Origin of the sequence: Paenibacillus glacialis (assembly GCF_001637205.1) — a bacterium.
Taxonomy (GTDB): domain Bacteria; phylum Bacillota; class Bacilli; order Paenibacillales; family Paenibacillaceae; genus Paenibacillus_AQ; species Paenibacillus_AQ glacialis.
Map to the genome: position 1 here is coordinate 1 of NZ_LVJH01000006.1, position 22166 is coordinate 22166.

The 22166-nt window shown below is 40.1% G+C and carries 20 protein-coding genes and 2 pseudogenes; 8 read left to right on the plus strand and 14 right to left on the minus strand.

Going from position 1 to position 22166, the window contains the following annotated elements; genetic code table 11:
* Positions 1-169: 169 nt before the first annotated feature.
* The 4 genes from PGLA_RS04550 to PGLA_RS04565 all read right to left on the minus strand — a co-directional run bounded on the left by PGLA_RS04550 (position 170) and on the right by PGLA_RS04565 (position 3378).
* Positions 170-520, minus strand: coding sequence for a VOC family protein (locus PGLA_RS04550; protein WP_068529398.1), 351 nt, complete (start codon positions 518-520; stop codon positions 170-172).
* A gap of 83 nt (positions 521-603) precedes the next feature.
* Entirely contained in the window at positions 604-1290 is a 687-nt protein-coding gene (locus PGLA_RS04555) for a cyclase family protein (RefSeq protein ID WP_068529401.1), read from the minus strand.
* 184 nt (positions 1291-1474) lie between these two features.
* Positions 1475-2350: a DUF6138 family protein gene (locus PGLA_RS29345; RefSeq protein ID WP_425415339.1), complete on the minus strand. Its 876-nt coding sequence runs from the start codon at positions 2348-2350 to the stop codon at positions 1475-1477.
* A 128-nt stretch (positions 2351-2478) separates the two neighbouring features.
* Entirely contained in the window at positions 2479-3378 is a 900-nt protein-coding gene (locus PGLA_RS04565; protein ID WP_068529403.1) for a LysR family transcriptional regulator, read from the minus strand.
* A gap of 132 nt (positions 3379-3510) precedes the next feature.
* Between PGLA_RS04565 and PGLA_RS04570 the strand changes: the two genes are divergently transcribed.
* Together PGLA_RS04570 and PGLA_RS04575 are read left to right on the plus strand one after the other, a co-directional pair.
* A complete protein-coding gene (locus tag PGLA_RS04570; RefSeq protein ID WP_068529406.1) occupies positions 3511-4521 on the plus strand; it encodes an alpha/beta fold hydrolase in 1011 nt (336 codons plus the stop codon).
* A 29-nt stretch (positions 4522-4550) separates the two neighbouring features.
* Entirely contained in the window at positions 4551-5732 is a 1182-nt protein-coding gene (locus tag PGLA_RS04575; protein ID WP_068529409.1) for an MFS transporter, read from the plus strand.
* A gap of 342 nt (positions 5733-6074) precedes the next feature.
* Here PGLA_RS04575 and PGLA_RS04580 read toward each other — a convergent pair whose 3' ends face one another.
* Positions 6075-6878, minus strand: a complete 804-nt coding sequence (locus tag PGLA_RS04580) for an alpha/beta fold hydrolase (RefSeq protein ID WP_161487841.1) — start codon at positions 6876-6878, stop codon at positions 6075-6077.
* 110 nt (positions 6879-6988) lie between these two features.
* Here PGLA_RS04580 and PGLA_RS04585 point away from each other — a divergent pair, with 110 nt between their 5' ends.
* Both PGLA_RS04585 and PGLA_RS04590 read left to right on the plus strand, forming a co-directional pair.
* Positions 6989-7930, plus strand: a complete 942-nt coding sequence (locus PGLA_RS04585) for a helix-turn-helix transcriptional regulator (RefSeq protein WP_068529799.1) — start codon at positions 6989-6991, stop codon at positions 7928-7930.
* 1770 nt (positions 7931-9700) lie between these two features.
* Positions 9701-10369 carry a CAP domain-containing protein gene (locus PGLA_RS04590; protein ID WP_068529416.1) on the plus strand — a complete coding sequence of 223 codons (669 nt, stop codon included), beginning with the start codon at positions 9701-9703 and terminating at the stop codon, positions 10367-10369.
* 510 nt (positions 10370-10879) lie between these two features.
* Here the strand turns inward: PGLA_RS04590 and PGLA_RS04595 are convergent.
* A pseudogene (locus tag PGLA_RS04595) lies at positions 10880-11482 on the minus strand (PhzF family phenazine biosynthesis protein); the annotation flags it as partial.
* Between the two features lie 31 nt (positions 11483-11513).
* On the opposite strand from PGLA_RS04595, the gene PGLA_RS04600 reads away from it, so the two are divergent.
* Positions 11514-12578, plus strand: a complete 1065-nt coding sequence (locus PGLA_RS04600) for an aminotransferase-like domain-containing protein (protein WP_245699721.1) — start codon at positions 11514-11516, stop codon at positions 12576-12578.
* Between the two features lie 38 nt (positions 12579-12616).
* Here the strand turns inward: PGLA_RS04600 and PGLA_RS04605 are convergent, their stop codons facing one another.
* Positions 12617-13651: a YdcF family protein gene (locus PGLA_RS04605; protein ID WP_068529419.1), complete on the minus strand. Its 1035-nt coding sequence runs from the start codon at positions 13649-13651 to the stop codon at positions 12617-12619.
* A gap of 530 nt (positions 13652-14181) precedes the next feature.
* Here PGLA_RS04605 and PGLA_RS04610 point away from each other — a divergent pair.
* On the plus strand, positions 14182-14607 hold the full coding sequence (locus PGLA_RS04610; protein ID WP_068529422.1) for an exosporium protein C: 426 nt from the start codon (positions 14182-14184) through the stop codon (positions 14605-14607).
* A gap of 147 nt (positions 14608-14754) precedes the next feature.
* Here PGLA_RS04610 and PGLA_RS29655 read toward each other — a convergent pair.
* From PGLA_RS29655 to PGLA_RS04630, 4 genes and pseudogenes are all read right to left on the minus strand, one after another.
* Positions 14755-14916: pseudogene (locus tag PGLA_RS29655) on the minus strand (transposase); the annotation flags it as partial.
* A 260-nt stretch (positions 14917-15176) separates the two neighbouring features.
* Entirely contained in the window at positions 15177-15647 is a 471-nt protein-coding gene (locus tag PGLA_RS04620) for a DinB family protein (RefSeq protein ID WP_068529429.1), read from the minus strand.
* A gap of 118 nt (positions 15648-15765) precedes the next feature.
* Positions 15766-16887, minus strand: coding sequence for an NAD(P)/FAD-dependent oxidoreductase (locus PGLA_RS04625; RefSeq protein ID WP_068529432.1), 1122 nt, complete (start codon positions 16885-16887; stop codon positions 15766-15768).
* Positions 16888-17562: 675 nt separating this feature from the next.
* A complete protein-coding gene (locus tag PGLA_RS04630; protein ID WP_281197259.1) occupies positions 17563-17754 on the minus strand; it encodes a helix-turn-helix transcriptional regulator in 192 nt (63 codons plus the stop codon).
* 515 nt (positions 17755-18269) lie between these two features.
* Here PGLA_RS04630 and PGLA_RS04640 point away from each other — a divergent pair.
* Positions 18270-18830 (plus strand): PadR family transcriptional regulator, encoded by a 561-nt coding sequence (locus PGLA_RS04640; RefSeq protein ID WP_068529442.1) that lies wholly within the window; start codon positions 18270-18272, stop codon positions 18828-18830.
* Entirely contained in the window at positions 18827-19807 is a 981-nt protein-coding gene (locus PGLA_RS04645; RefSeq protein ID WP_068529445.1) for a BtrH N-terminal domain-containing protein, read from the plus strand. Before PGLA_RS04640 ends, PGLA_RS04645 begins: the two co-directional genes overlap by 4 nt.
* A 366-nt stretch (positions 19808-20173) precedes the next feature.
* Here PGLA_RS04645 and PGLA_RS27865 read toward each other — a convergent pair whose 3' ends face one another.
* The 3 genes from PGLA_RS27865 to PGLA_RS04655 form a co-directional block, all read right to left on the minus strand.
* Complete coding sequence (locus PGLA_RS27865) at positions 20174-20338, minus strand: hypothetical protein (protein WP_161487843.1); 165 nt, start codon at positions 20336-20338, stop codon at positions 20174-20176.
* 283 nt (positions 20339-20621) lie between these two features.
* Positions 20622-20897, minus strand: a complete 276-nt coding sequence (locus tag PGLA_RS27300) for a hypothetical protein (RefSeq protein ID WP_145939482.1) — start codon at positions 20895-20897, stop codon at positions 20622-20624.
* 294 nt (positions 20898-21191) lie between these two features.
* On the minus strand, positions 21192-22154 hold the full coding sequence (locus PGLA_RS04655) for an NAD(P)H-dependent flavin oxidoreductase (RefSeq protein ID WP_068529452.1): 963 nt from the start codon (positions 22152-22154) through the stop codon (positions 21192-21194).
* Positions 22155-22166: the final 12 nt, after the last annotated feature.

Below are 22166 nucleotides of genomic sequence, written 5' to 3' on the forward strand. Positions count from 1 at the left end.
TACTATGATGGGAGCATATCACGTAGCGCCTGCTCATCAATGTGCATCATTCAACTAAAGTTCTCCGTTAGTGCAATACCTTTGTAATATGTTTCACCACATTGTTTGTAACAAAGTTACCGGGGCACCCCTTCTCCCGAAGTTACGGGGTCATTTTGCCGAACGACTCTCAATCGAATGATTCAGCGATTTCATGCACGTTACCAAACGGATCAACGAAAGCAGCATATCGCCCTTGAGTAGGTTTATCATGCAAAAATTGAATACCCTTTTCCTTCATTTCCTTATAAGTTTGCTCAACAGATACGACCTCAAACACCAAGACTGTTCTAGCCTCGTTTGAATAATCTCCAATTTCTTTTGTTTTTTCACACTTAAAAGCTATAAGCTGACAGCCGTCAATGGCAAATACAAGCTTATTTTCTTGCTCTAACAGTGTTTGCAAACCCAGCAATTCAGAATAAAACCATCTCGCCTTTGTCATGTCATTGACGAAAATCATTATATGTCCTAGTTTCATAAGGCTATGCTGCCCCTTCACTTTTTTGAGGATAATACAACGGGTTTTCCTTAGTTTATTTCTTTGCAAGTCAAGAATGGCCTTTATTCTTCAATTTCAACGATCACATTAACGACAGATGCATCGTGGTTCTTAATGCGGAGTGGTGCTGTGAAGGCAGAAATGAGCTTTTTTCCGACCAATGGCGCTGGATTAATGTCTTCATAAATAAGCATTGTCGGCTCTTCATACTTTTCGTGGTCTAAGAAGGCATGGTGGACAAAATATCCATTTCCTTTTGCTTCTGTCAAATTTTCGATGCTCAAGGTATCAATGGCCACCGCTTTGCAGTTTGGCAACTTCGTACGAATGTATTCGGCAGCTTCTGGGGAGACAGCTGGGAAATTATTGGCGTATTTCTCGAAATCTGTTTCCCGGTGTTTCCAATTGCTCGTATTAAAGATCAGAATATCCGCTTCATACAGGTCTTCATATTCCTCTAGCTTTTCGATGGTGATAAAGCCGTTCGGGCCAAGCGGACAATTGATTAATAGTGGCTTTCGGTAGATGAAGTCTTCAATTGGAACAGCATCTATTCCCTTACCGTTATTCAAATGATGCCACGGGGCATCCACATGGGTACCGGCATGAAGATAAATGCTTAACACACTTCCATTCCAGTCATCCCCTTTGTCCAAACGCTCTCTAGGCTCTATTTTCACTTCTGGCAATCCTGGATATACAGGCATTCCTTCATAAATCGGGTAACCAATTTCAACGTATTTTGGCATACTAAGACGCTCCTCTATGTGTATAACTACAAGCTCAGTATTAAAACTCCTACTCAATTTAAATGTGACTATATTCATATGCTGTTGTGTCCCGTTAGTTCGACCATGTCTCTCTCTATATAATAAGAGTTCGCCATTATATTCTAATACAATAAGGTCAGATTTCATCTTGTTAGAGTGGATCTCATTCTTTGTACTCAGGATGATTATGTCGTTTGCATCCGAACAAGTAACAACTTGTACTCATTGAAGTGTTATATTTCATAGAGGGAGTATAGCCAGATGAAATCTGCTCGTACATAATTTCATATTCATTTTTTTCATCAAGTAGTTGCTGAATTACTTCTTTAATGATATCACGAACGCGATTTGGGTTATTTATTTTAAATAAAGCATACACGTAACGACTTACCCAGTCCGGTGTCTTCCAATAGGTTTGCCAACCTTGTTCAAACCATTGGACCGATTCCTCAAAGTAACCTAATTCAAGAAATAACTCTGCTATTTCAACTGTGCCTACAAACTCATCATCATTTTCAGAGAATGTATCTAATTTATTTTTCGCCTCTTCTTTTCTTCCAAGTTCAATCAAGCATTTAACATGGCTGTACATTGCATAATCGGATCTTTTTGAGCTTAGAAGAAAATAATCTGAAGCCTCTTGTAATTGCCCTAGGTGATAATTAGCTACGGCTATATTGTTATGTGCTTCATCCGAAGGCTGAATTATTATAGACTGGAGCAAAGCATCTGAGGTCGGAAGCGTCGTCGTGTCGATGCCGTAATGTTGTATAAGCGCCAGCGTGAACGACTGCTGTACATATTGATGCTCCTGATCTACTAGGCTCATATATGTTCCTACTAATGGGAAATATTGTTTATCTGTCAGCCCCAAGCCGAATACAGCATAGGTGCCGGGCACGCAGTTTTTCTCCTCTTCCGTATCGTCATACCATTCGTGTTCGACCATAGCTAATCGAGCATACGCTTCGAGCTTCGGAAACAGCTCACTATATTGCAGTGCATTGGCGAAGAAACGATGCGTCTGCGATTTGGCCAATCCGGGGATGGGCAGCAACTACTTCCTGTAAGCAACTCGCGTCTCCGTACTGTTTAATTCCAATCCCTTTCAGTTTCATTAGCTCCTATGCGAGATATTTTATTTTCAAGACATATATGGTCAACATTTTATAGGGTGCTATTTTTCAAAAATGTATCTCGGGTCAAGTTCAAAAAAGCTTCGATTGCAGGCGAGATCCACTTCTCTTCATGCCAAAACATTTGGGTTGCAAACGATGTGGCGGTCAAATCCCACGGCAACGGAACCAGTTCTCCCCGATTCATTTCTGCGGTCACGGCCATTTCAGGCAATATGGCGATGCCCATTCCTATTTTCGCACATTGTTTAATGGCTTCTGCGCTGTTAAACTCCAATTCGGTAATTCCCCCCATGCCCTTCTGTGAAAGACTTCGCTCAAAAAACGTGCGATAGGAACATCCCTTCTCTGTCAACAAAAAGGTCTCGCCATTAAAATCTTCAATGGTTAGCGTAGTACGTGCAGCCAAAGGATGATCGGGCGCTGCCAATACATAAAAGGACTCATCCAGCATTTTTTCTCCGCAAAATCCGGTCTCGCCCTTGTCCTCATCCAGCATGAAAATAATGTCCGCGCCCCCTTCCCGCAAGCTCTGTTTGAGGTTCGGATTAGCCAACGGTCGAAACATCAGCCGAATCCCCGGATAGCGCAAGCGAAACCGGCGCAGCACAGCCGGCAGCCGATATGTACACAAAGTTTCATCCGCACTTATGACCACCGTACCCGTCACCTCGCCAGATTGCTTGACTGCATACTGTGCTTCTTCAAGCTCACTCAATATGTTGTCTACATAGCGCAGAAAACTTCTCCCAGCATCGGTCAGGATCACTTTTTTACCCAATCTGTCCACCAGCTTGACACCCAGTTCTTCTTCCAAAGCCTTCATCTGCATCGTAACCGTTGAGGGAACATAGTTTTGCACTTCTGCAGCTCGGCTAAAGTTGAGTGTGGAAGCAAGCGTATGAAAGGTCTTTAGTTGGCGCAATTCCATGGTACATTCCACCCCTTAGTTCAAAAAAAATGAACGTTATATTCAGAAACGTTTCTTTGACTTAACAATAGCATCATCGTAGAGTGATGACAAGAAAGGCAATTCATTTAGCAATGAAAAGGAGATTTTCACATGAGAGATTATGAAATTTATGAGCTGGGGGATGTTCTGCTGCAATCCGGTGACACCCTGCCACATGCCGTTCTCGCCTACAAAACCTACGGAACGCTAAATGCAGAAAAAAACAATGTGATTGTGTACCCCACCTGGTTTGCAGGTCTGCATACCGATAATGAATGGTTAATCGGACCTGGTAAGGCACTGGACCCGGAAAAGTATTTTATCATTATCCCTAATATGTTGGGCAATGGATTATCCTCCTCGCCAAGCAATACGCCCCCGACCTATCATCAAGCTAATTTTCCGCAGGTTTCGATTTATGATAATGTGCGGCTGCAGCATCAACTGGTTACACAGAAGTTTGGCATTACGAAAATCGCCCTCGTAGTAGGCTGGTCACTCGGAGCCGTACAGACCTTTCAGTGGGGAGCAAGTTATCCCGATATGGTCGAACGAATCGCTCCATTCGGAGGGACTGCCAAGACCCGCCCACATGCAAAGGTTGTATTTGAAGGAATGATCGCTGCCCTTCAAGCTGATTCTGCCTGGAAGAATGGCTTTTACACGCAGCAGCCCAAAGGGGGATTGGCAGCCATGGGTCGAGTCTATGCTGCTTGGGGCTTCTCCCAGGCTTATTATCTGGAGCAGCTCTATCAGCAAGAGGGCTATCACACACTGGAGGAATATCTCGTGGATTACTGGGATCAAGTGTTTTTGACCTTTGACGCCAATGACCTGATTACTATGCTGCGTACCGGAATCACCGGCGACATTAGCGCAAATCCGGCGTATGACGGCGATTTCGAACTTGCATTAAGCAGGATTACAGTACGGGCACTGGTCATGCCGGGAAGCACGGACCTTTTCTTTCCTCCCCAGGATAACAAATATGAAGCACAACATATGCCAAATGCATTCTTCCTCCCGATTGAATCGAAGTGGGGGCATTGCGCAGGCATCGGACAGCATGAACCAGATTCCGTATTTATAGATAAAAGCCTAAAAATGTTCTTGCTTGAATGAATAGATAACGGGAGGAGGAGTGGCTTGAATTGAAAAATAACCTGATCATCTATGTCCTGGCACTTGCTGTTTTTCTGATCGGAACCATTGAATACATTATTACAGGAGTCATTGAAATGATCGCCGTGGACTTGGGAGTAGCTACTTCCGAAGCTGGGCTATTGGTGACTGTATTTGCTCTTGCAGCGGCCATTATCGCACCGATTCTGATTGCTTTAACGATCAATGTGGATCGCAAGAAGCTACTTATGGCTACTCTCAGTGTGTTTATTGCCAGCAACGGACTTATGTTTGTAAATCTTTCTTACGAAGCCGTACTATGGGTACGAATTATTCAAGGGGCTAGTGGAGGAATCGCTACCGTAGTAGCCATGGCAGTAGCAACACGACTCGTTGAAAAAGAAAGAAGGGGCGGTGCCATCGGTATTATTTTGATGGGGCTCAGCAGTTCGCTAGTGTTGGGTGTTCCAATTGGCACATTTTTTAGTGAGATGTTTGGATGGAGAGTTTTGTTTATTGGGATCGGTTTATTAAGCGTTCTACCATTGTTTATCATCTATAAAAAGGTTCCCGCAATCAAAGAAGATGAAGCAGTTACCCTCAGGATGCAACTCTCCATTTTAAAAGATCCAAAAATTCTGACTGCCTTGGTTATTACTTTATTTTATATCGGCGGCTACTCTACATTATTCACTTATATTACGCCTTTCTTGCAAGCCTCATCCTCTCTTTCCATAACCGAAATTAGCGGTGTTCTATTCCTGGCGGGAATTTGCAGCTTCGTCGGATCAAGAGTGGGCGGACAATTGGCAGATGCAAAGGGATCGAAATTCACAATTTGTTTCGGACTCCTGTTACAAGGAGCAACTCTCCTTTTATTCGCTCTAGCTGGTGTCAATCTCTTTGTATTGATCTTGGTTTTAATGATCTTTATGTTAGCAACTTGGAGTATTTCCCCTGCCCAGCAGCTATATCTGATTACTCTGGTACCTCGAAATCCAGACATTGCCCTAAGTGTAAATACTTCCTTCATCCAATTTGGTTTTGCACTGGGATCTGGATTAGGAGGGCTTGTCATCAGCCGTACATCAGTCCTGTATTTGAATTGGCTGGGTCTTGCTGCTGTATGTATAGCTTTACTTCTTGCGATCTTACAATTCAAAAAAATGAGCAGTGGGATTGGAACCCCTATTGTTACTAAAGAAAAATGAAATGAAAAATATTATATAGCCCCAAATCTGCCCACATTCTTCCTCTATATTGATGTGCTCGACTAGAAATCGGCATATTCAACAATAGGGGCAGGATGTTTTTTTATAATCTCGAGGAATTTTTTTGTCTAAATTACTGGCATAAGAATAGATGTCGAGAAAGTCTCGACATCCTGAGAGGCTTAGGGAATAAGCTTCTGTTTATTTAATTCATCCAACACGGTGAACAGTTCCTCCTCGGCATTCATAATCATGAAAACCGAATTGCTTGATTTTGGTTGTATCGGAGATGACATCATATTCGCACCCGAATACAAAATCACCGAAAGGCCATGCTCCAAACTAATAAGTGCTGATTAGGATTAGTTCATCTAAAAACTGATTAACCATGTCAAAATACTTTTTGGGCTCATCGAGGTTAACAGTATGACCACTTTTACTAAATACAACGAATTTCGTATTTTTTCTCTTTGCGGCCATATCTTCTATATGATCTTGAGTCACAACCCATGATTTCTTTCCATGAAGCAGTAATGTCGGGCATGACGAATTTAAGAAATCATCCCACCAGTTGCCGTTTAACCTCTTTTGTGATTCAGATAAATTATTTTTATCGAATCGGTAACTCCAGCCATGTTCAGTTTCCACAGCACTTTCAAGGAAATACTCTGCATCATAAATTCTAAATCGTTTCAGGCTATCACCTAATTCTTGTAGAGTTGGAGCATAATCAACTATTTTCGATGCGAATGAAGCATTATCTTTTTCTATCGCGCCCGCATCTTCAATGATCAAGCCTTTTACCAACAAGTCTTTGCATCTTGAGGCAATTTGGTAGGCATTGATTCCGCCAAGAGAGTGTCCTAAAATGACGACAGGTTCATTGGCAACCTTTTGAATAAACACCACTACATCTTGAATATAATCTTCTCTTTCATAGTGTCCTGCTTCTGCATGATCACTCCAGCCATGCCCTCTTTGGTCGATGCTATATACATGCCAATCTTTTAATTGTTCCATCAATCCTGCAAAGTACCTCGCATTACCAAAATGCCCATGCAAGCAAATCAGAACGGGCTTGCCTTCTTGTTCATTATCCAAATAAGAAAGCTTAAGGTTTTGAGAAGTATAATATTTTCGTATCATGTTCTCTTCCTCTCCTTCGACCGGTTTATTTTCTTGTTTAGAATACCACATAAATGTTGACAACTATCTGTCAACAATATGAAAATAGAATTAAAAAAGGTTGTTATGAAATGAAAGTAGACCGACTGATCTCGATTATTATGGTTTTATTAGAGCGTAGAAAAATTAGCGCAAAATCCCTCTCCGAAATGTTCGAGGTTTCACTGAGGACAATTTATAGAGATATTGATGCCATCAATATGGCGGGCATTCCTATTGTATCTACTCCCGGCGTTCATGGCGGATTTCATATCATGGAGGAATACAAAGTAGACAAGAAACTTTTTACGACTTCCGACATTTCTACGCTTTTGATGGGACTTGGAAGCATTTCGTCCATGCTAACGAGCGAAGAAATGGTCCATACGCTTGCCAAAGTAAAAAGCCTCATACCAGCCGAACAAGCAAGTGATATAGAGTTTAAATCCAATCAAATTGCCATTGACATAAAACCTTGGATGGGAAATGAAAATCAACAGTTATTTTTAGACGTAATTAAGATCTCGTTCCAGAAACAAAACCTGTTATCTTTTTTATATTCTGACCGAAAAGGAAACATCAGCAGCCGAAAAATTGAGCCTTATAAACTCGTACTAAAAGAAAACCATTGGTATGTTCAAGGATTTTGCCTTGAAAAACAAGACTTTCGCCTGTTCAAGCTATTTCGAATTTCAAATCTGATAATGCTGGATGAAATATTCATACCGAGAAAACTGCCTACAACGATTTCTGAATTTACAGATGTAATGACAAAGAAACAGACTGAAATCAAATTACTTATTCATGAATCCATTTTAGATTGGGTGCAGCATTATTGCAGCAGTGAACACATAATCCCATATGGGGATAATCAATTTATTGTCCACTTTCCATTTATAGTGGATGATTTTGGATACAGTCTTTTATTTAGTTTCGGTGATAAGTGTGAGTGTTTAGAACCTCTGGAAGTAAGGACTGAAATGATTCGCAGGGTTAGAAATATGAAAAAGCTATATGAACGGGATGTAACATAACGTTTAAGCTCCTAAAAGTTGTATTGCAGCAACGCAAATAATAGCCCTCTAACCTCACCAAGAGATTCAGAACTGTTATGCAAGGATGTTACGAATTTAGAGCTAACCCGTTTTTAGTTTTCTCACTAATGACATCACTTTGAAAATCTACCAAATGTTTAACGAAGTCGTTAAATGAATAACCCGAAGAATGAGCAGTGTCTATACCCCTCAATTACTGAAGAAAGAAACGCCTTTTTTTATTCAATTCATTTAAGCACATTAACTTTAGCAAAAATTATGATTTAATTTATTACTGAAAACATAGTTATATGCTCTATTAATGAGCTCTCTGAACATTTTTAGAACAGACATAAAAACAATGTAGGTAACTCTATGTCAAAATCCTATAATGTAGGGAGCTTAGTGTGTTTTAACGTGACATCATTTTGCCTACAAAAAAATAAAAAAGCCTGATTTAGCAGGCTTTACAGATAATGCTTATGTAGGCACTTTTATGTCATTACGCTAAAGTGTCCCGTTAGCCATACATGCAGCGCAAGAGCAGCGCTGCACCACAGAGGATGAAAATGGATGCCTCGTCTATACTGTTTGTACGGCTGGCGAAGAAGGTCGATAAGCTATGGTGCCATAGAGCCCAACCGTTAGTCTGACTCCGACCACCACGGTGCATCACAGAATATCGCGCCCTATATGGGTAGCATTCATGGGAGATTAATCCTTTTTTGGTTGTTGCACCAGCCCTGCCTTTATGTTTGTTGTCAAAGATCTTTTTGCTTTTTTTGCCGGATTTAGACAAGGGCGAATATCTACCATGAACTTGGCGATGAATTCGAGTAATATATGCGATTTTATAAAATAATAGAATCAATGAAATTTTATACCGGTAAATAAACGACTAACTGTCCCGCTGACCAAAATAAAAATGTGGTTTGCTGTTCATGAGGCCTATTTATAGACACAGTGAAGCAATTAGATTCAGAAGAAGTTTGTTTACTGTCTACTTAACGGGGCTATAACCAGGGCACTGTAAAACTTACGTTTTTTAAAGGCTTTCAAAATAAGATGACTTTCAATTTGATTATTAAATTGAAAGTCATCTTATTGATTAGATTTTAGGTCATCTTAGGCTATATTTTAATCCAATAGTTTCAATATTCGTTTGAGGTTAACGGCGAATATGGTCATTGCCCCTTGCATTTGCATGCCAATTAGAGCCGAGGAGGACGCTACATCGTACCCGTGTCTATGCTTTAATTCACTATTTTTGGATCCAGCTTTATAGCAAGCTTCTTTAAACGGACAATGCGACGAGATGATCCCACGGCATGACAGTTGCAAGCGCAACAAACGGTTTCGCTTGCAACAGATGGGCTAATCGATTGGCTTGCGGGTTGTCTCATGTGCTCTTACCAATATCCTTGATGTGCTTCTATATGTCTTTCTTCCATCGATTTAATAATCATAGTTATTGTGTTGTAAAAGCCATTCGGTTCAAACTCCTCCGATTCTATGGATGTGACAAAGCCACTTTGGCCAATTGAAGTCAATGATATCGGGTTGGTAACCCGCACAATAGAGAGCAACTCCTCCTCATTAAAGGGGCGTTTGGAATCTGTAGATGATCCATCAAATGCAATAATATCTTCTGCGTGCTGTCGGGTCTCTATTCGCGGCTAGGAGAAAACGAAAATAAGGAATAAATAAAGGGCGAGCAGGAAATCTTAATTCTGTAACTTCACTAATTTGACGGACCAGGGAGGTTGGCTCATGGTAAAGTTTATCGTATTAGCAGTATTATTTCTGGTGACAGGCTGTATGGCCAATAACAATATGACGCAAAAGCAAGTGACTCCTAAGCAAACAAGAATTTCAATTCATGCTCATACTGCTGCACCAACTCCTGTCATAACACAGGCATCATCAACAACTACATCGAGGATTACAACAAAAGAAACACAAAACGGAATTCCTTCGGATTTGTTGGGTCTGATTCAAACACCGGCCGGAAATCCTAGAGAAAAAGTCCCGACAAGTTCAACAGAACAGGCACAGGAAGGTAAAAACGATTCATCCCAATTCGCGGAGAAGGTTCTGGATATAGTAAATCAAGAAAGGTCCAAAGCAGGATTAAGTTCCCTGAGTATGAGTGAAGAATTGTCAAAAATGGCTATGGTCAAGGCACAGGACATGTACAACAACAATTACTTTGATCATAATTCTCCAACACATGGATCCCCCTTCGATATGATGAAGGAATTCGGGATCACATTCAATTCCGCTGGAGAAAACATCGCAAAAGGGCAAACCACCCCTACCCAGGTTATGAAGGATTGGATGAATAGCCCAGGCCACAAAGCAAATATAATGAATAATAGTTATACCCGTATTGGTATTGCTTATTATAACAATGAATGGGTCCAAGAATTTACTGGATAACGCCAAAATTAATACATGCTACTGTGCATTTAGAACAGCAGTATATATTAACATGAAGATGCTATCTATGTTGTTCTGCTTTCGGCGGATTCCAGAGAGAATCACGACTTTTTCTCCTTCGGCAATACTTCATACGCTGAATGTAAGCGTAGATAATGACTTTGATAAGCCGCTTCCCCATGATAAAGTAATGCATTGTATTTCATGTACGAACTCCAGTATTGTAGATTTTCAATAGAAACCGGGCCTTATTTCATGAGGACTGTCATTTCAAAATCAAAATTCACTATTTAAACAGCTCTAGGGGAAATACCTTCGGAGCTGTTTTGTATGGACTGTTCGGAATTCTGAGCGAGATCCATTTCGATTGTAGCTCCTGCAGAAGATCCACTAACCACATAAATCCGGACTATTGCAAACCGATAAACGGAACCTACGGGGATTTAGGAAGTATAATTCCTAATTTTTCAATTGTACGTTCTAATTTCATCGTATGCAGTCTCTCTTACCTTATTGATTTATCTGAAGATCCGCTATGGCATATAAAACGGCTGATCCGCTGATTTTCACTCTATCTCCGACTAATTCACAGTATAATGTTCCACCGCGCTTGGAAAGCTGTCTCGCCACCATTTCATTTTTGCCTAGACGGTTTGCCCAGAAAGGAATGAAGTTACAGTGTGCAGAACCACATACGGGGTCTTCATTCACATTTAACTTTGGAAAAAAGCTTCTAGAAGCAAAATCGTACTTTTGACTTTTGGCCGTAATGGAAACACCCAGGCCCGGCAGCTGTTTAAGCTTGGAAAAATCAATTGATGCATTTTGAACATCTTCTTCTTTTTCCAGTACAAACATTAAATCTCTGCCCAGATAGGTTTCTACAGGTTTTAAACCAAGCGCTTCTACCATTTGCTCCGTTAAGGTGAATTCTTCAGGCATTCTGCTAGGGAAATCCATTTCATAAAGATCCCCTTTTTTCACCACAACAAGCTCCCCGCTCATTGTCTGAAATGTAATTTGGTTTACATTCTTTTCATAATAGTTAGCAATGACATACGCGGTTGCCAAAGTAGCATGTCCGCAAAGGTCAATTTCTTCTGCTGGAGTAAACGAAAGTAGTGAGGGACAAAATTATATAGAGATGGGCATTGTAAAACCACTGGATTGCTCAAACGGATTAGTGGCAGAAGCTATCAAAAGTATTGCCAATAATAATTACCTGGAGCAATTACTTGATTACAGACATCCGCTGGGAATGCCTTATCACAGAATGGCAGCCAGCAAGTGGATGCAGAGATTTTCCATGGATGCACCAGTTGAAAACATCGCTATCACTTCAGGGGGACAAAATGCTCTTACACTGATTTTAATATCCCTGTTCCACCCGGGGGATAAAATTGCGGTGGTTACGTATACGTATCCTAATTTTATTGAGCTCGCTAACATATTAAATATCCAGCTCATTCCGATTGAGGGAGATGAAGTAGGCATGATGCCGGAAAGGTTAGATGCTGCCTGCAGAACAAATCAGCTGCAAGGAATTTATATAGTTCCATCCTGTAATAACCCTACTGCTGTCACGATGGATATGAACCGCAGAAAGGATATAGCAGAGATTATAAAAAAACACGAACTTATCTTGATAGAAGATGACATTTACTCTTTTCTTGCTCCAGAAGGTTATTTACCTGTTTCACATTTTGTGCCAGAAAGATTTATTTATATTCTAAGTATCGCTAAATCACTAAGTTCCGGGATGAGAGTGGCCTTTATAGCTTATGCAAATTCGTTTGTTGAAAAAATCACTTACGGAATCTTTAATATCAACATAAAAACTTCTGCCTTAAATGCAGAAGTTATAACAGAATTGATTAACACGGGAGTTGCTGACAGGATCATTAGAGATAAGAAAGAAATGGCAAAAGTACGCAACAAACTCTATCAAAAATATTTTCAAATAACTAATCCACATGAAAATCCGCTCAGTTTTTTTCGGTGGCTTCCGCTGTCCCAGCTTTATCAGCTCAAACAGTTTGAGCAGAATGCTTTAGCACACGGTATCCATGTTTATCATTCCGATCGGTTCTTGGCCAAAAAAGATGAATCCGCTCAGTTTATTCGCATTTCGCTGACATCTGCCAAAGATGTTGATGAATTGGATAGAGGACTTTGCCTGCTTAAGCGTCTCCTGCTAGATACCGAATAAAAAAAACGAAAAATCTCAAAGGTGTGCTGCCGCTTTTCTTAAAAAAATAAGTAGCTAATTACCGTCATTATTATAGATAATCCTAGAATAATTCCTACAACTATACTATGACGCTTCCGACTCATTACAACAACCGCAATATATTCTCGAATCATTGCATTTGGCCAGTAATAGAAAGCTGTTTTTGAGCCGATTCCTTGGCTCATTAATCCTGCTTGTTTCGCATATAACCCGGCGCGGAAAAGGTGAAAGTTGTTTGTTGTAAAGATACTTTTATATTTATCACCTTTTAATGAATCCATAATTTGTTTTGAAAAGAGCATGTTCTGGTAAGTGTTTACAGAACGATCTTCTCTTATTGTGTGCTGCATAGGAATCCCCTTTTCGACAGCATACATTTGCATTGCCTCTGCTTCGGGAAGATTTTCATCTGGGCCTTGTCCACCAGAAAAAATGATTGTAGGCGGAGATGAGACTGAGGCTTGCTTCCAATAAAAATCAATCGCTCTATTGATTCTGCTAGCCAAAAGTGGAGGAACTTTATTATTAATCAAACCACTACCAAGAACGATAATAAAATCTTGATTGTATTTTGGTCTATTGAATTGATAGAGAAAATAAGCCATTAAGAAATTAGATAAGTTTACAAATAAATAAAAAACAATAAAAACCATTCCCGTGTAAAGTAGCTGGAGTTTATCAGATAAGAATCGAGACGGATCGATTATATAAATTATTATCAATAACAAAAGACAAATGCCAAAAACAAAAGTTAAATAATTAGAAAAACGTCGTCCCTCTTTTCTAGTTAGAATCCTTGCATTCAGAAACATTCCTATCATTAACACAAAAAGGCCAAAGCTAAACATTAAGAAAATAATTAGAATAGGTATAACAGCAACAATCATTAAATACTGATTATTTGAGCTGAAAGCTAAATATATGCATAGAATACCTAATGAACAAAAAAATAAGTTGAATAGAAAACCATTGATTATCCTTCTAGGGTCTGTTAAATAAAACCATAGAAAAATGACCAGTAAAGTAATTGTAATCCCCAAAAATATAAACATATTTTCTTAACACCTCGTTTTTCATATCATTTAGTGCTTGAGCCTAGAGCTCGGTTGTATTAATAGTAATGCCCACTATTACATTCAACAAGAAGCCCTTGTACATTTCGATCCCAGTTGAGAGTAAAGTAATGACTTCGTTAGATAGCTGTCATCTTGTTGTTTATTTTCTCCACCGTGGTATTGATCCAACGACAACAGTGGTTAATTTTCTGCAGTTTCGAATGGTCTTTAAGCAGGCAATAATAGCAGGGAACATCTCAAATTGTTTTGTTAACCAGAACTTTCTACAGTAACATCATGATTAAATCAAATAATTTATATTCATTACTCTTCAAATAAGTGAGATAACGGGGCGGTGTGGTGTCCACCTACAGTCCTATTACATTGTTCACCACCGCCTATAATTTGCTCTTTCCCATTGATCACTAAATGTATTTTCCTCAAATCAAAGCAGCTTAAATGATAGTCCAATCATTCTCTTCTTGTCCAACATATCTTGGAGGTATCAAACAAGAGGAGTTGATATTTTGGTACGTATTCTCGATAAAGCTGCCGTCCAACCGCGCAGTAGATTCAACTTAGCCAACTCAGTTATTATCCGACGTTCACCAGCAAGATCTCGCCTTGCAACAATCACTATACGGATTCCAGTGAATTCTCAACCTAATCGAGTAGATTTGGTAGCAACCGTGGGTGTTCGAGGTATCACTGGCATTGCGCAAATTCTCTTTAGAATCTTCCGCGATGGAAGAGAGATTTTCAACACACAACAAGGTATCGAATCAGCTGCTTCTGAACAAAATTATGCTATTACGTTCCAGGCGGAAGATAGAAATGTAAGATCGGGTACCCATGTTTACACAGTTACAGCAGAAAACACTACTGCAAATACAAGAGCCGATGTTGTTGGACCGATATCGTTTAGTGGGTTAGCCGTTAAAACGAGAACCTAATTCCATATTTGTAATTTCAGCACCTGAATAGAGAGCCATGCAAAAGCCTCGATTTTGAGGGAATGGGTACTCCCAAGAAGGAAAAAGAGATTGAAAAAGTAAAAAGCAGCTCGTTCCTCGCCAGAGGATGGACTGCTTTTGCTCTATTAACCTAACCATTCTTTTCACATTCACAACAAACATCGGTGAGATAGACCAGTATTCGCATACGAAAGAGACCTCGGTATTTAGTTGTACCATCCCGTGGAACCTCTTCATTTCTGCGTTTTTGTGTTCAATGATCGGTCTGCGCTTAATCCGCTCTTTAAACGTATCGCCTAGTTCACTCTTTAGTAAGTTCTGAAGAAGCACTATCATTGGATATTCTGTAAGAAATCCTGATTTTGACTTGTTAAACTTCCCAGTACTATCACTTACCTAATGGATTTAATATAGTGGGGGTGCAAACTGAAATCACTAATAGGTTAATTAGACAGTAGTAGTTGTCAAGCAAGTTGTCGCCTTCCAACTCAACGCTACTAAAAAGTGGCATCAAATCCTTAATCGGACTTGTGCCACTGTTCTTCATATTAATGCTGTTCTCTTGTTGGACCCATCACACCAGGAACAGGTAGACCTGCTTGACGTAATAAGACGGTCATTTGACCACGATGATGTGTCTGATGGTCAACAATTTTACGTAAAACTTGGCTACGTGTTGTCGTACTACCAAATGCAGCAACTTCTTCTAATAATGCCTCATCTGATGTGTTACTTACAGCATTTGATAAAGCCTGAGCCATTGTTTCATATGCCTCTACAATTGTCTTGACAGAAGTAGGTACTTCTTTTGGGTTGCCGACTAGGGGGATTTCAAAACCTGCAAATTTAGATAAAAATACAGGGGCATTTGTTAAATGCCATGCTAACCAACCAAGTGTACTATGTCCCTCTACGATGGCTTGGTCTAGCTTATTATCTGACATTGCATTAAACACACTAACTGTCCCAGCAACTGAGTCATTCCAGTCCAGGATAAAATCTTCCACTTTACGATACATATATTTGTATGCCTCCTTTTTTTACTACTTCAATTCTACTAAATAATTAGAATAATTCAAAAAGGAAAAATATTCTATCATCTGAGAACATCCCAGATCCCAGATTTGTTTTTCTTTTTCATTCTATTGCTTTTCGAATTTCATAGTCATTTAAATTGATATCCAGATCCATTCCTAGTGCCATCTTTGCAAGCTGACTTCCAATAAAGGGACCCATCGTCAATCCGGACGCTCCTAGTCCGTTAGCCGCTATAAGATCATCCCAACCGGGAACAGCACCAATCACCGGGAGAAACCCGGGGGTAAACGGACGAAAGCCGACTCTTACTTCCTGAAGAGTGCTGTTTGCTAAATCAGGTGCCAACACTAAGCCTTTATTCAATATTTCTTGCATTCCGCCTGCTGTTACCCTTGTATCATACCCTTCGATTTCATTTTCATGAGTCGCTCCTATAACGATTTTCTGATTATCAAAAGAGAGCAAGTATTGATCCGTAGGCGGCATGATGACAGGCCATGTACCTGTATCTTGTCGATCTGCAACCTGTAAATGCATAATTTGTGCTTTCTGATAACTAACCTTAAAGTCAATGCCTAAAGGCTGCAGCAGTTGATTTGCCCATGCACCTGCACATACAATGACTTTATCAGCTGAGTAGCTTTCTTCCCCAACAGTTATGCCTGTAACACGATTTGACTGATATTTAATCGTGGCATCCCCGTTGATTAGGACGGCCCCGTTTCTTTGTGTTGATCGGACCAACGCATCGCGAAGTGCACGACCATCTATACGGGCGGCACCGCTAATATGTACGGAATGATAACCTTCCGCTAACAAAGGAAACAACTCATGTGTTTCTTGTTCATTATGCCTTGTAATTTCACCAACTTCCGGTGCATCCGCTTTTCGTAGATATGCCCGCTCCTCCAGCATTCTGATTTTCTCCAAATCATCATGAATGCAAAGCGCACCAACTTGAGCATAGCCTGTGTCTGCCTCGCCCTCGCTTTCGAGTTCCTTAATCAACTCTGGATAAAAACGCGCGCCTGCTTTTGCCAGCTGGTACCATGCCTGATTGCGCCTTTGTGATAGCCAAGGACAGATAATGCCAGCAGCGGCATCCGTCGCCTGTCCTTGATCCTTGCGGTCTACAATAAAGACTTCTGCCCCCATTTTTGCTAACTGGTATGCAGTCGATGCTCCAAGAATTCCTGCTCCAATGACGATGACTTTCCGCATGATTACATCCCTTCCTTAAATCACTTTTTCTAGTATAGCGAATACTACATGCAAGTATAATACTTGCTAATTACTCCAATCGGAAATCCGTTAGACAATCAAATCTGCAATGAATACAAATAAAGGCAATAACAAGTTAGAACCTAAAGGCTAAGTCTACACGAATAGAAGCTATAAAGCCCCCCATTTTCTACGAATACTCACTGCGTCTTTAACCATTCTGTCGATCAAATCGGCTACCGTTGGGATATCATGGATCATGCCGGTCACTAAAATTCAACTACATCCTATAGTAAGTAACGCCACAATGTAGGTATCTTTATGTAAAATCCCTATAATATAGGGAACTTAATGCAATTTTACGTGACATTATTATGCCTACATAAAAATAAAAAAGCCTGATTTCTCAGGCTGTTACTGATACTACTGATGTAGGCACTTTTGTGTCATTGGACACGTGTCGGATGACAAGAACATGCACCCTTAAAAAACAAGAACTTGTACCCCACTGCATTCAATTTCCGGAATCGTTTTCACCAATAATTGTGTTTTCGTCTTGAGAAAAAATAAACCTTACCGATTTTAAGTTTTTGTAATTAAACTATCTGCAAATATTTCAAGTACACGTCGAAATATTTCTAGTAATTGACATATTGTTTTATGGATTTAACTTCTTTAAACCTCTTCATCAATAAATTCAAATAAATACTCAACTGTTGTACCAAATATCTTAGCTATATCCATAGCTAATTTTAATGAGGGATTATATTTATTATTTTCCAAATGCACAATAGTTTCCCGCCTAACTCCCACTAATTGTGCTAATTCATTTTGTTTCATAAGAGCCTTCTCTCTATATTCTTTAATATTTGTTCTTAATTATGTTATAAATGTATAACCAAAAAGTAACTTTGTGAATTTACGTACTTAAAGCTATATGGGGCTTTTCTTGAATATCTTTACTCATAGCTTCACAACCTTTGAGTTCAATTCAGTAGTGTTCCGTTAGTGCAATACCTTTTCTTAGATGTACTTCTGAATACTTGTGTTCAAATGGTTTTTCCCATATTTGATAATGATTAATGCTTATAAATTCATTGAAATATTCAATTTCAAGCTTGCTATTTATATCGTCTCCCTCCACTTTGTTACTGCACCTTGTCAGTTCGTGAGTAAATGCAATTTGTAGTAACTTTTTCGGCAACATAATTTTTCGTTTAAAGTGCCTTTCGCATTCCTGTATTGCTTCATTTACTGACGTATAATCGCACCTCAAAGAAATTCAGCATCCCCCTCTTATATAACGATCCCGCTTTACTTTTTATTCCACTATTGTTATATTACACACATGTAATATAACAATAGTGGAATGGAGGGTACCTATGAAACATCTTTCTAACGTGGAATTGGTGCTACTACAAATCATCGCGGAGTCGAAACAAATGTCCGGGTATGAAATCAACAAGGTAATCGAGCATAGAGGGTATAGAGAATGGGCTAAGATTGGCACCACTTCCATTTATGTCGGCTTGCAGAAGTTGAAGGAGAAGCGATTGATCCAATCAGACAGCTCTGGTGATAAATTTGGAAAAGGCCCCTTACCCGTCAAGTTTGCGATCACTGAGAACGGGAAGCAAATGCTGCGTAACGAAGTCATTGATTGTTTATCATCCACACGGGAGAGGGACATCCGCTTCGATCTCGGTATTGCTGCTTTACCTTCTATTCACAAAGAGGAAGCTAACGAAGCATTAAAGAAACGGTATGAATTTTTACAAGAAACGTCGTTGCATATCGGGGGGAAATATGAAGCTCAAGGGGGAAAGAAGAAGCTACCGCTGCACATTCGGGCTCTTTTTCTTCACCCGATCAGTCTTATTGAGAAAGAACTGCAATTTATCGCTCAGTTGATAAGTGAGCTAGAAGGAGGAACTGCACGATGATCATAGACCGTTTTGTTCCGTTTACAGGGGAGCACTGTGAGACGACGGCGATAGGTAATCTGCTTGTTCATTCCGGCATTCGGTTGTCCGAGCCGATGTTGTTTGGAATCGGAGAAGGTTTGGGGTTTATCTACTGGGATATGAAGGGAATGGATTTTCCGTTTATAGGCGGCAGGGTCAAACCGGATGAGTTAACTGCCTGTATTACGTCGCGTTTGAACCTAACCCTCACGAAGCAAGAAACCGCTTCTGTGACGAAAGCATGGCGCAATATAAAGGAAAACATTGATCATGGTATTCCCGTAGGCTTAAAGTTAGATTGTTATCACTTGGATTATTTCACCAATAAAGTCCATTTCGCAGCGCACTATGTCGCCATGTACGGATACGATGACGAATACGCTTATATGGCCGATACATCCCAACAGGGTGGCCGTGTAAAAACACGCTTGGAAACGTTGGTGCTGGCGAGAAACGAAAAGGGACCGATGAGCTCCAAAAATCTCTCCTACGCAATCGAAAAAACAACCGTCCTTCCACAACTGGTTCCCATCATTCGAGCTTCCATTTCAAGCAATGCTTATCATTATTTGAACCCGCCAATCCGCAACATCGGAATAAAAGGGATTGAAAAAATGAGCTCCGAAATACTCAAATGGCCTTCCCGTAGCCAAAATTTGGCCCATGACTTATGTTTGACAGCACTACTGATGGAAAGAGGAGGAACAGGCGGCGCGTTGTTTCGCAATCTGTATAGGGACTTTCTCAAGGAAAGCTTGGAGATTTTCGGCGATTCAAAAATAGAGCGAGCCTACTTGGCGTTCATGGAAATAGCTCCACTGTGGAGCGAAGTTTCTGCTTATATAGATAAAGCAGGAAGGACGGGACATTGGGACTGGCTAAAACAAGCATCCGAACTATTGCGACATATCGCCCGGAAAGAAAAAGAAGCGATGGAACTACTATTGCAGCTTTGATGTAGCATATTTATGAGCTTCCCGCGACCTGAAAAGGTTCCGATCTTCTGAATAGCAATGAACTGTCGTCACCGATCAGTCTGTTACGGAGATTACGTTCATAGTACGAACGTTGCAAGCCGATCCATTTGATCAATCATTTATTCGCTCACTCACAGATACCCATTTAATCCATGCGTTTGCGGGTGGAGTCGTATCCGCGTCTAAAATCCTGATATTTTACGGGCTTGTCTGTCGTTCCCACCAGTGCTTCGTTTCACTAAATTTAACATCCCATAGCTTTCCATTTCCTTTAAGTGTAATGGTAGTTTCGTTTAAAAGGCGTTATTTCCTCACCTTCGACTGTAAAATTGGGAAGATTTTTCGTCATAGGAATCTTCCCGTAAGTTCTTTCACTTCATGTAGTACCTGAATAGGCCCTTCTCTTTTCTCCAAAGAATAATCAATCATCTCAGAGATTCCTATGATTCCGATTAATAGAACAACAAAAGTTAAACCCAAAGTAAAGAGCTTTTTCCAAGAAATTTTCAAAGAAAATCCAACCTTATATGCACAGAATCCTATAAGTCATAAATCCACGAAAAAGCGTGTTCACGTATTACTCCCCATTAACTATTTTAGTTGTATTACTGTTAGCAACAGTTATTGCAACACTTACTCATAAATGTCGAATACATAGTTTTCCTGCGATTGCCCAAGAAATAATAAACTGCTGATTATAATAAAAGGAGTCGATGTATTTAAATGATCGTATAAGATAGACAAGATATTTTCAATAAGCCTCAAGGTTAATTTGATACGCTGGTGAATTGGGTCATGAAGTGGTGTGAGAAGGTAATTGATCTATCCCAGTTATGTCTATAGCCTGGTATACATTTGCACCCTGTTTCAAGACGATATTTATACCATTTGTAAAATCCATATTATTTCCAAACGCTGTAACAGTGAAATACAGTGATTGACTATTTGAAAACATGTTTTTAACCTTCTTAGCATCGGCAAGAGTATAGGGTTTATATTTATTTGATGCTAAATATGATCCTCCTACAATCATAGAATATGGCGTAGCTACGGGTTGCCAAAGCTTCATCGTGTATTTGCTGATAGGTAGTGCCCGATTGTTTTCATATTTTGTAAATGAATATGTTCTTCGGATTTTTAATTGAATATTGAGATTGTGGGCTATCTTTACGCTTTCACATTCTCTTATTCATATTCCACAGGTTTAATTTCTGATTATTTAGTAAATCATGAGTAGTTTTATGACAAGACTCGCATAAATAAACAAGATCGCTCAACCTTTCATTAACTCTTTTATAAGATTCATGATGAAGGTTTAACTTAATCTTTGATTTGCAAAAATTACATCTAATGAGACCCATTTTTATACATCTCCCCACTTTCTACGTATTCTCTCTGCCTCTTTAACCATTCTGTCGATCAACTCGGCTACCGATGGGATATCATGGATCATGCCTGTCACTTGCCCAGCCCAACCGAAGCCTTCTTCTTTGAAGTCATCGTGAATCCAACGCTTATTGGCATCACCACTAATATGATTCTGTAACGCCTCATAGGTTGGTAACACGCGTTCAATTTCGAGAATTTTATCGATGTAGTCACTTCGCAATACCCTAGCAGGAGATTGGATTGAACGTTTGATCACAGCTGTATCATATTCAGAACTATCAATCAATGCTTGTTTATAGGAAGCAGAGGCGTCGATACATTCCTGAGTGGCGATAAATCGCGTACCCATTTGAATGCCCTCCGCTCCAAGTGCATGAGCAGCCACCCATCCACGACCATCCCCAATACCACCTGAGGCAATGACGGGAATTTTAACGGCATCGACCACCTGAGGAACGAGAACCATGGTTCCAACATCGTCATGTCCTAAGTGTCCACCACCCTCTTGCCCAACCACAATCACAGCAGATGCGCCTAGTTGTTCAGCTTTTTGTGCCTGTCTGCGTGAGGAAACGAGCACCAATGATTTAATATCCGTGGGCCGCAACATCTCTAAAATCGCTGTAGGATTCCCGCCAGTAATGGTCACTATAGGTACTTGCTCATCTATTGCGATTTGGACGCGTTCCTTATATTCAACACCATGCATGCCAATGGCAAAATTGACACCAAATGGCTTGTTTGATAGAGTACGTGCACGCTTAATTTCTTGGTGCAGGGCATCTGCATTCGGAAGACTCATAACTGTGATCTGACCCAATCCACCTGCATTCGAAACTGCAGCAGCGAGATCTGCATAGGCTAAATAGGCAAGTCCTCCTTGAATAATAGGATACTTTATTTGCAATAATTCAGTGATGCGTGTACTCCACTTCATCGTCACCACCCC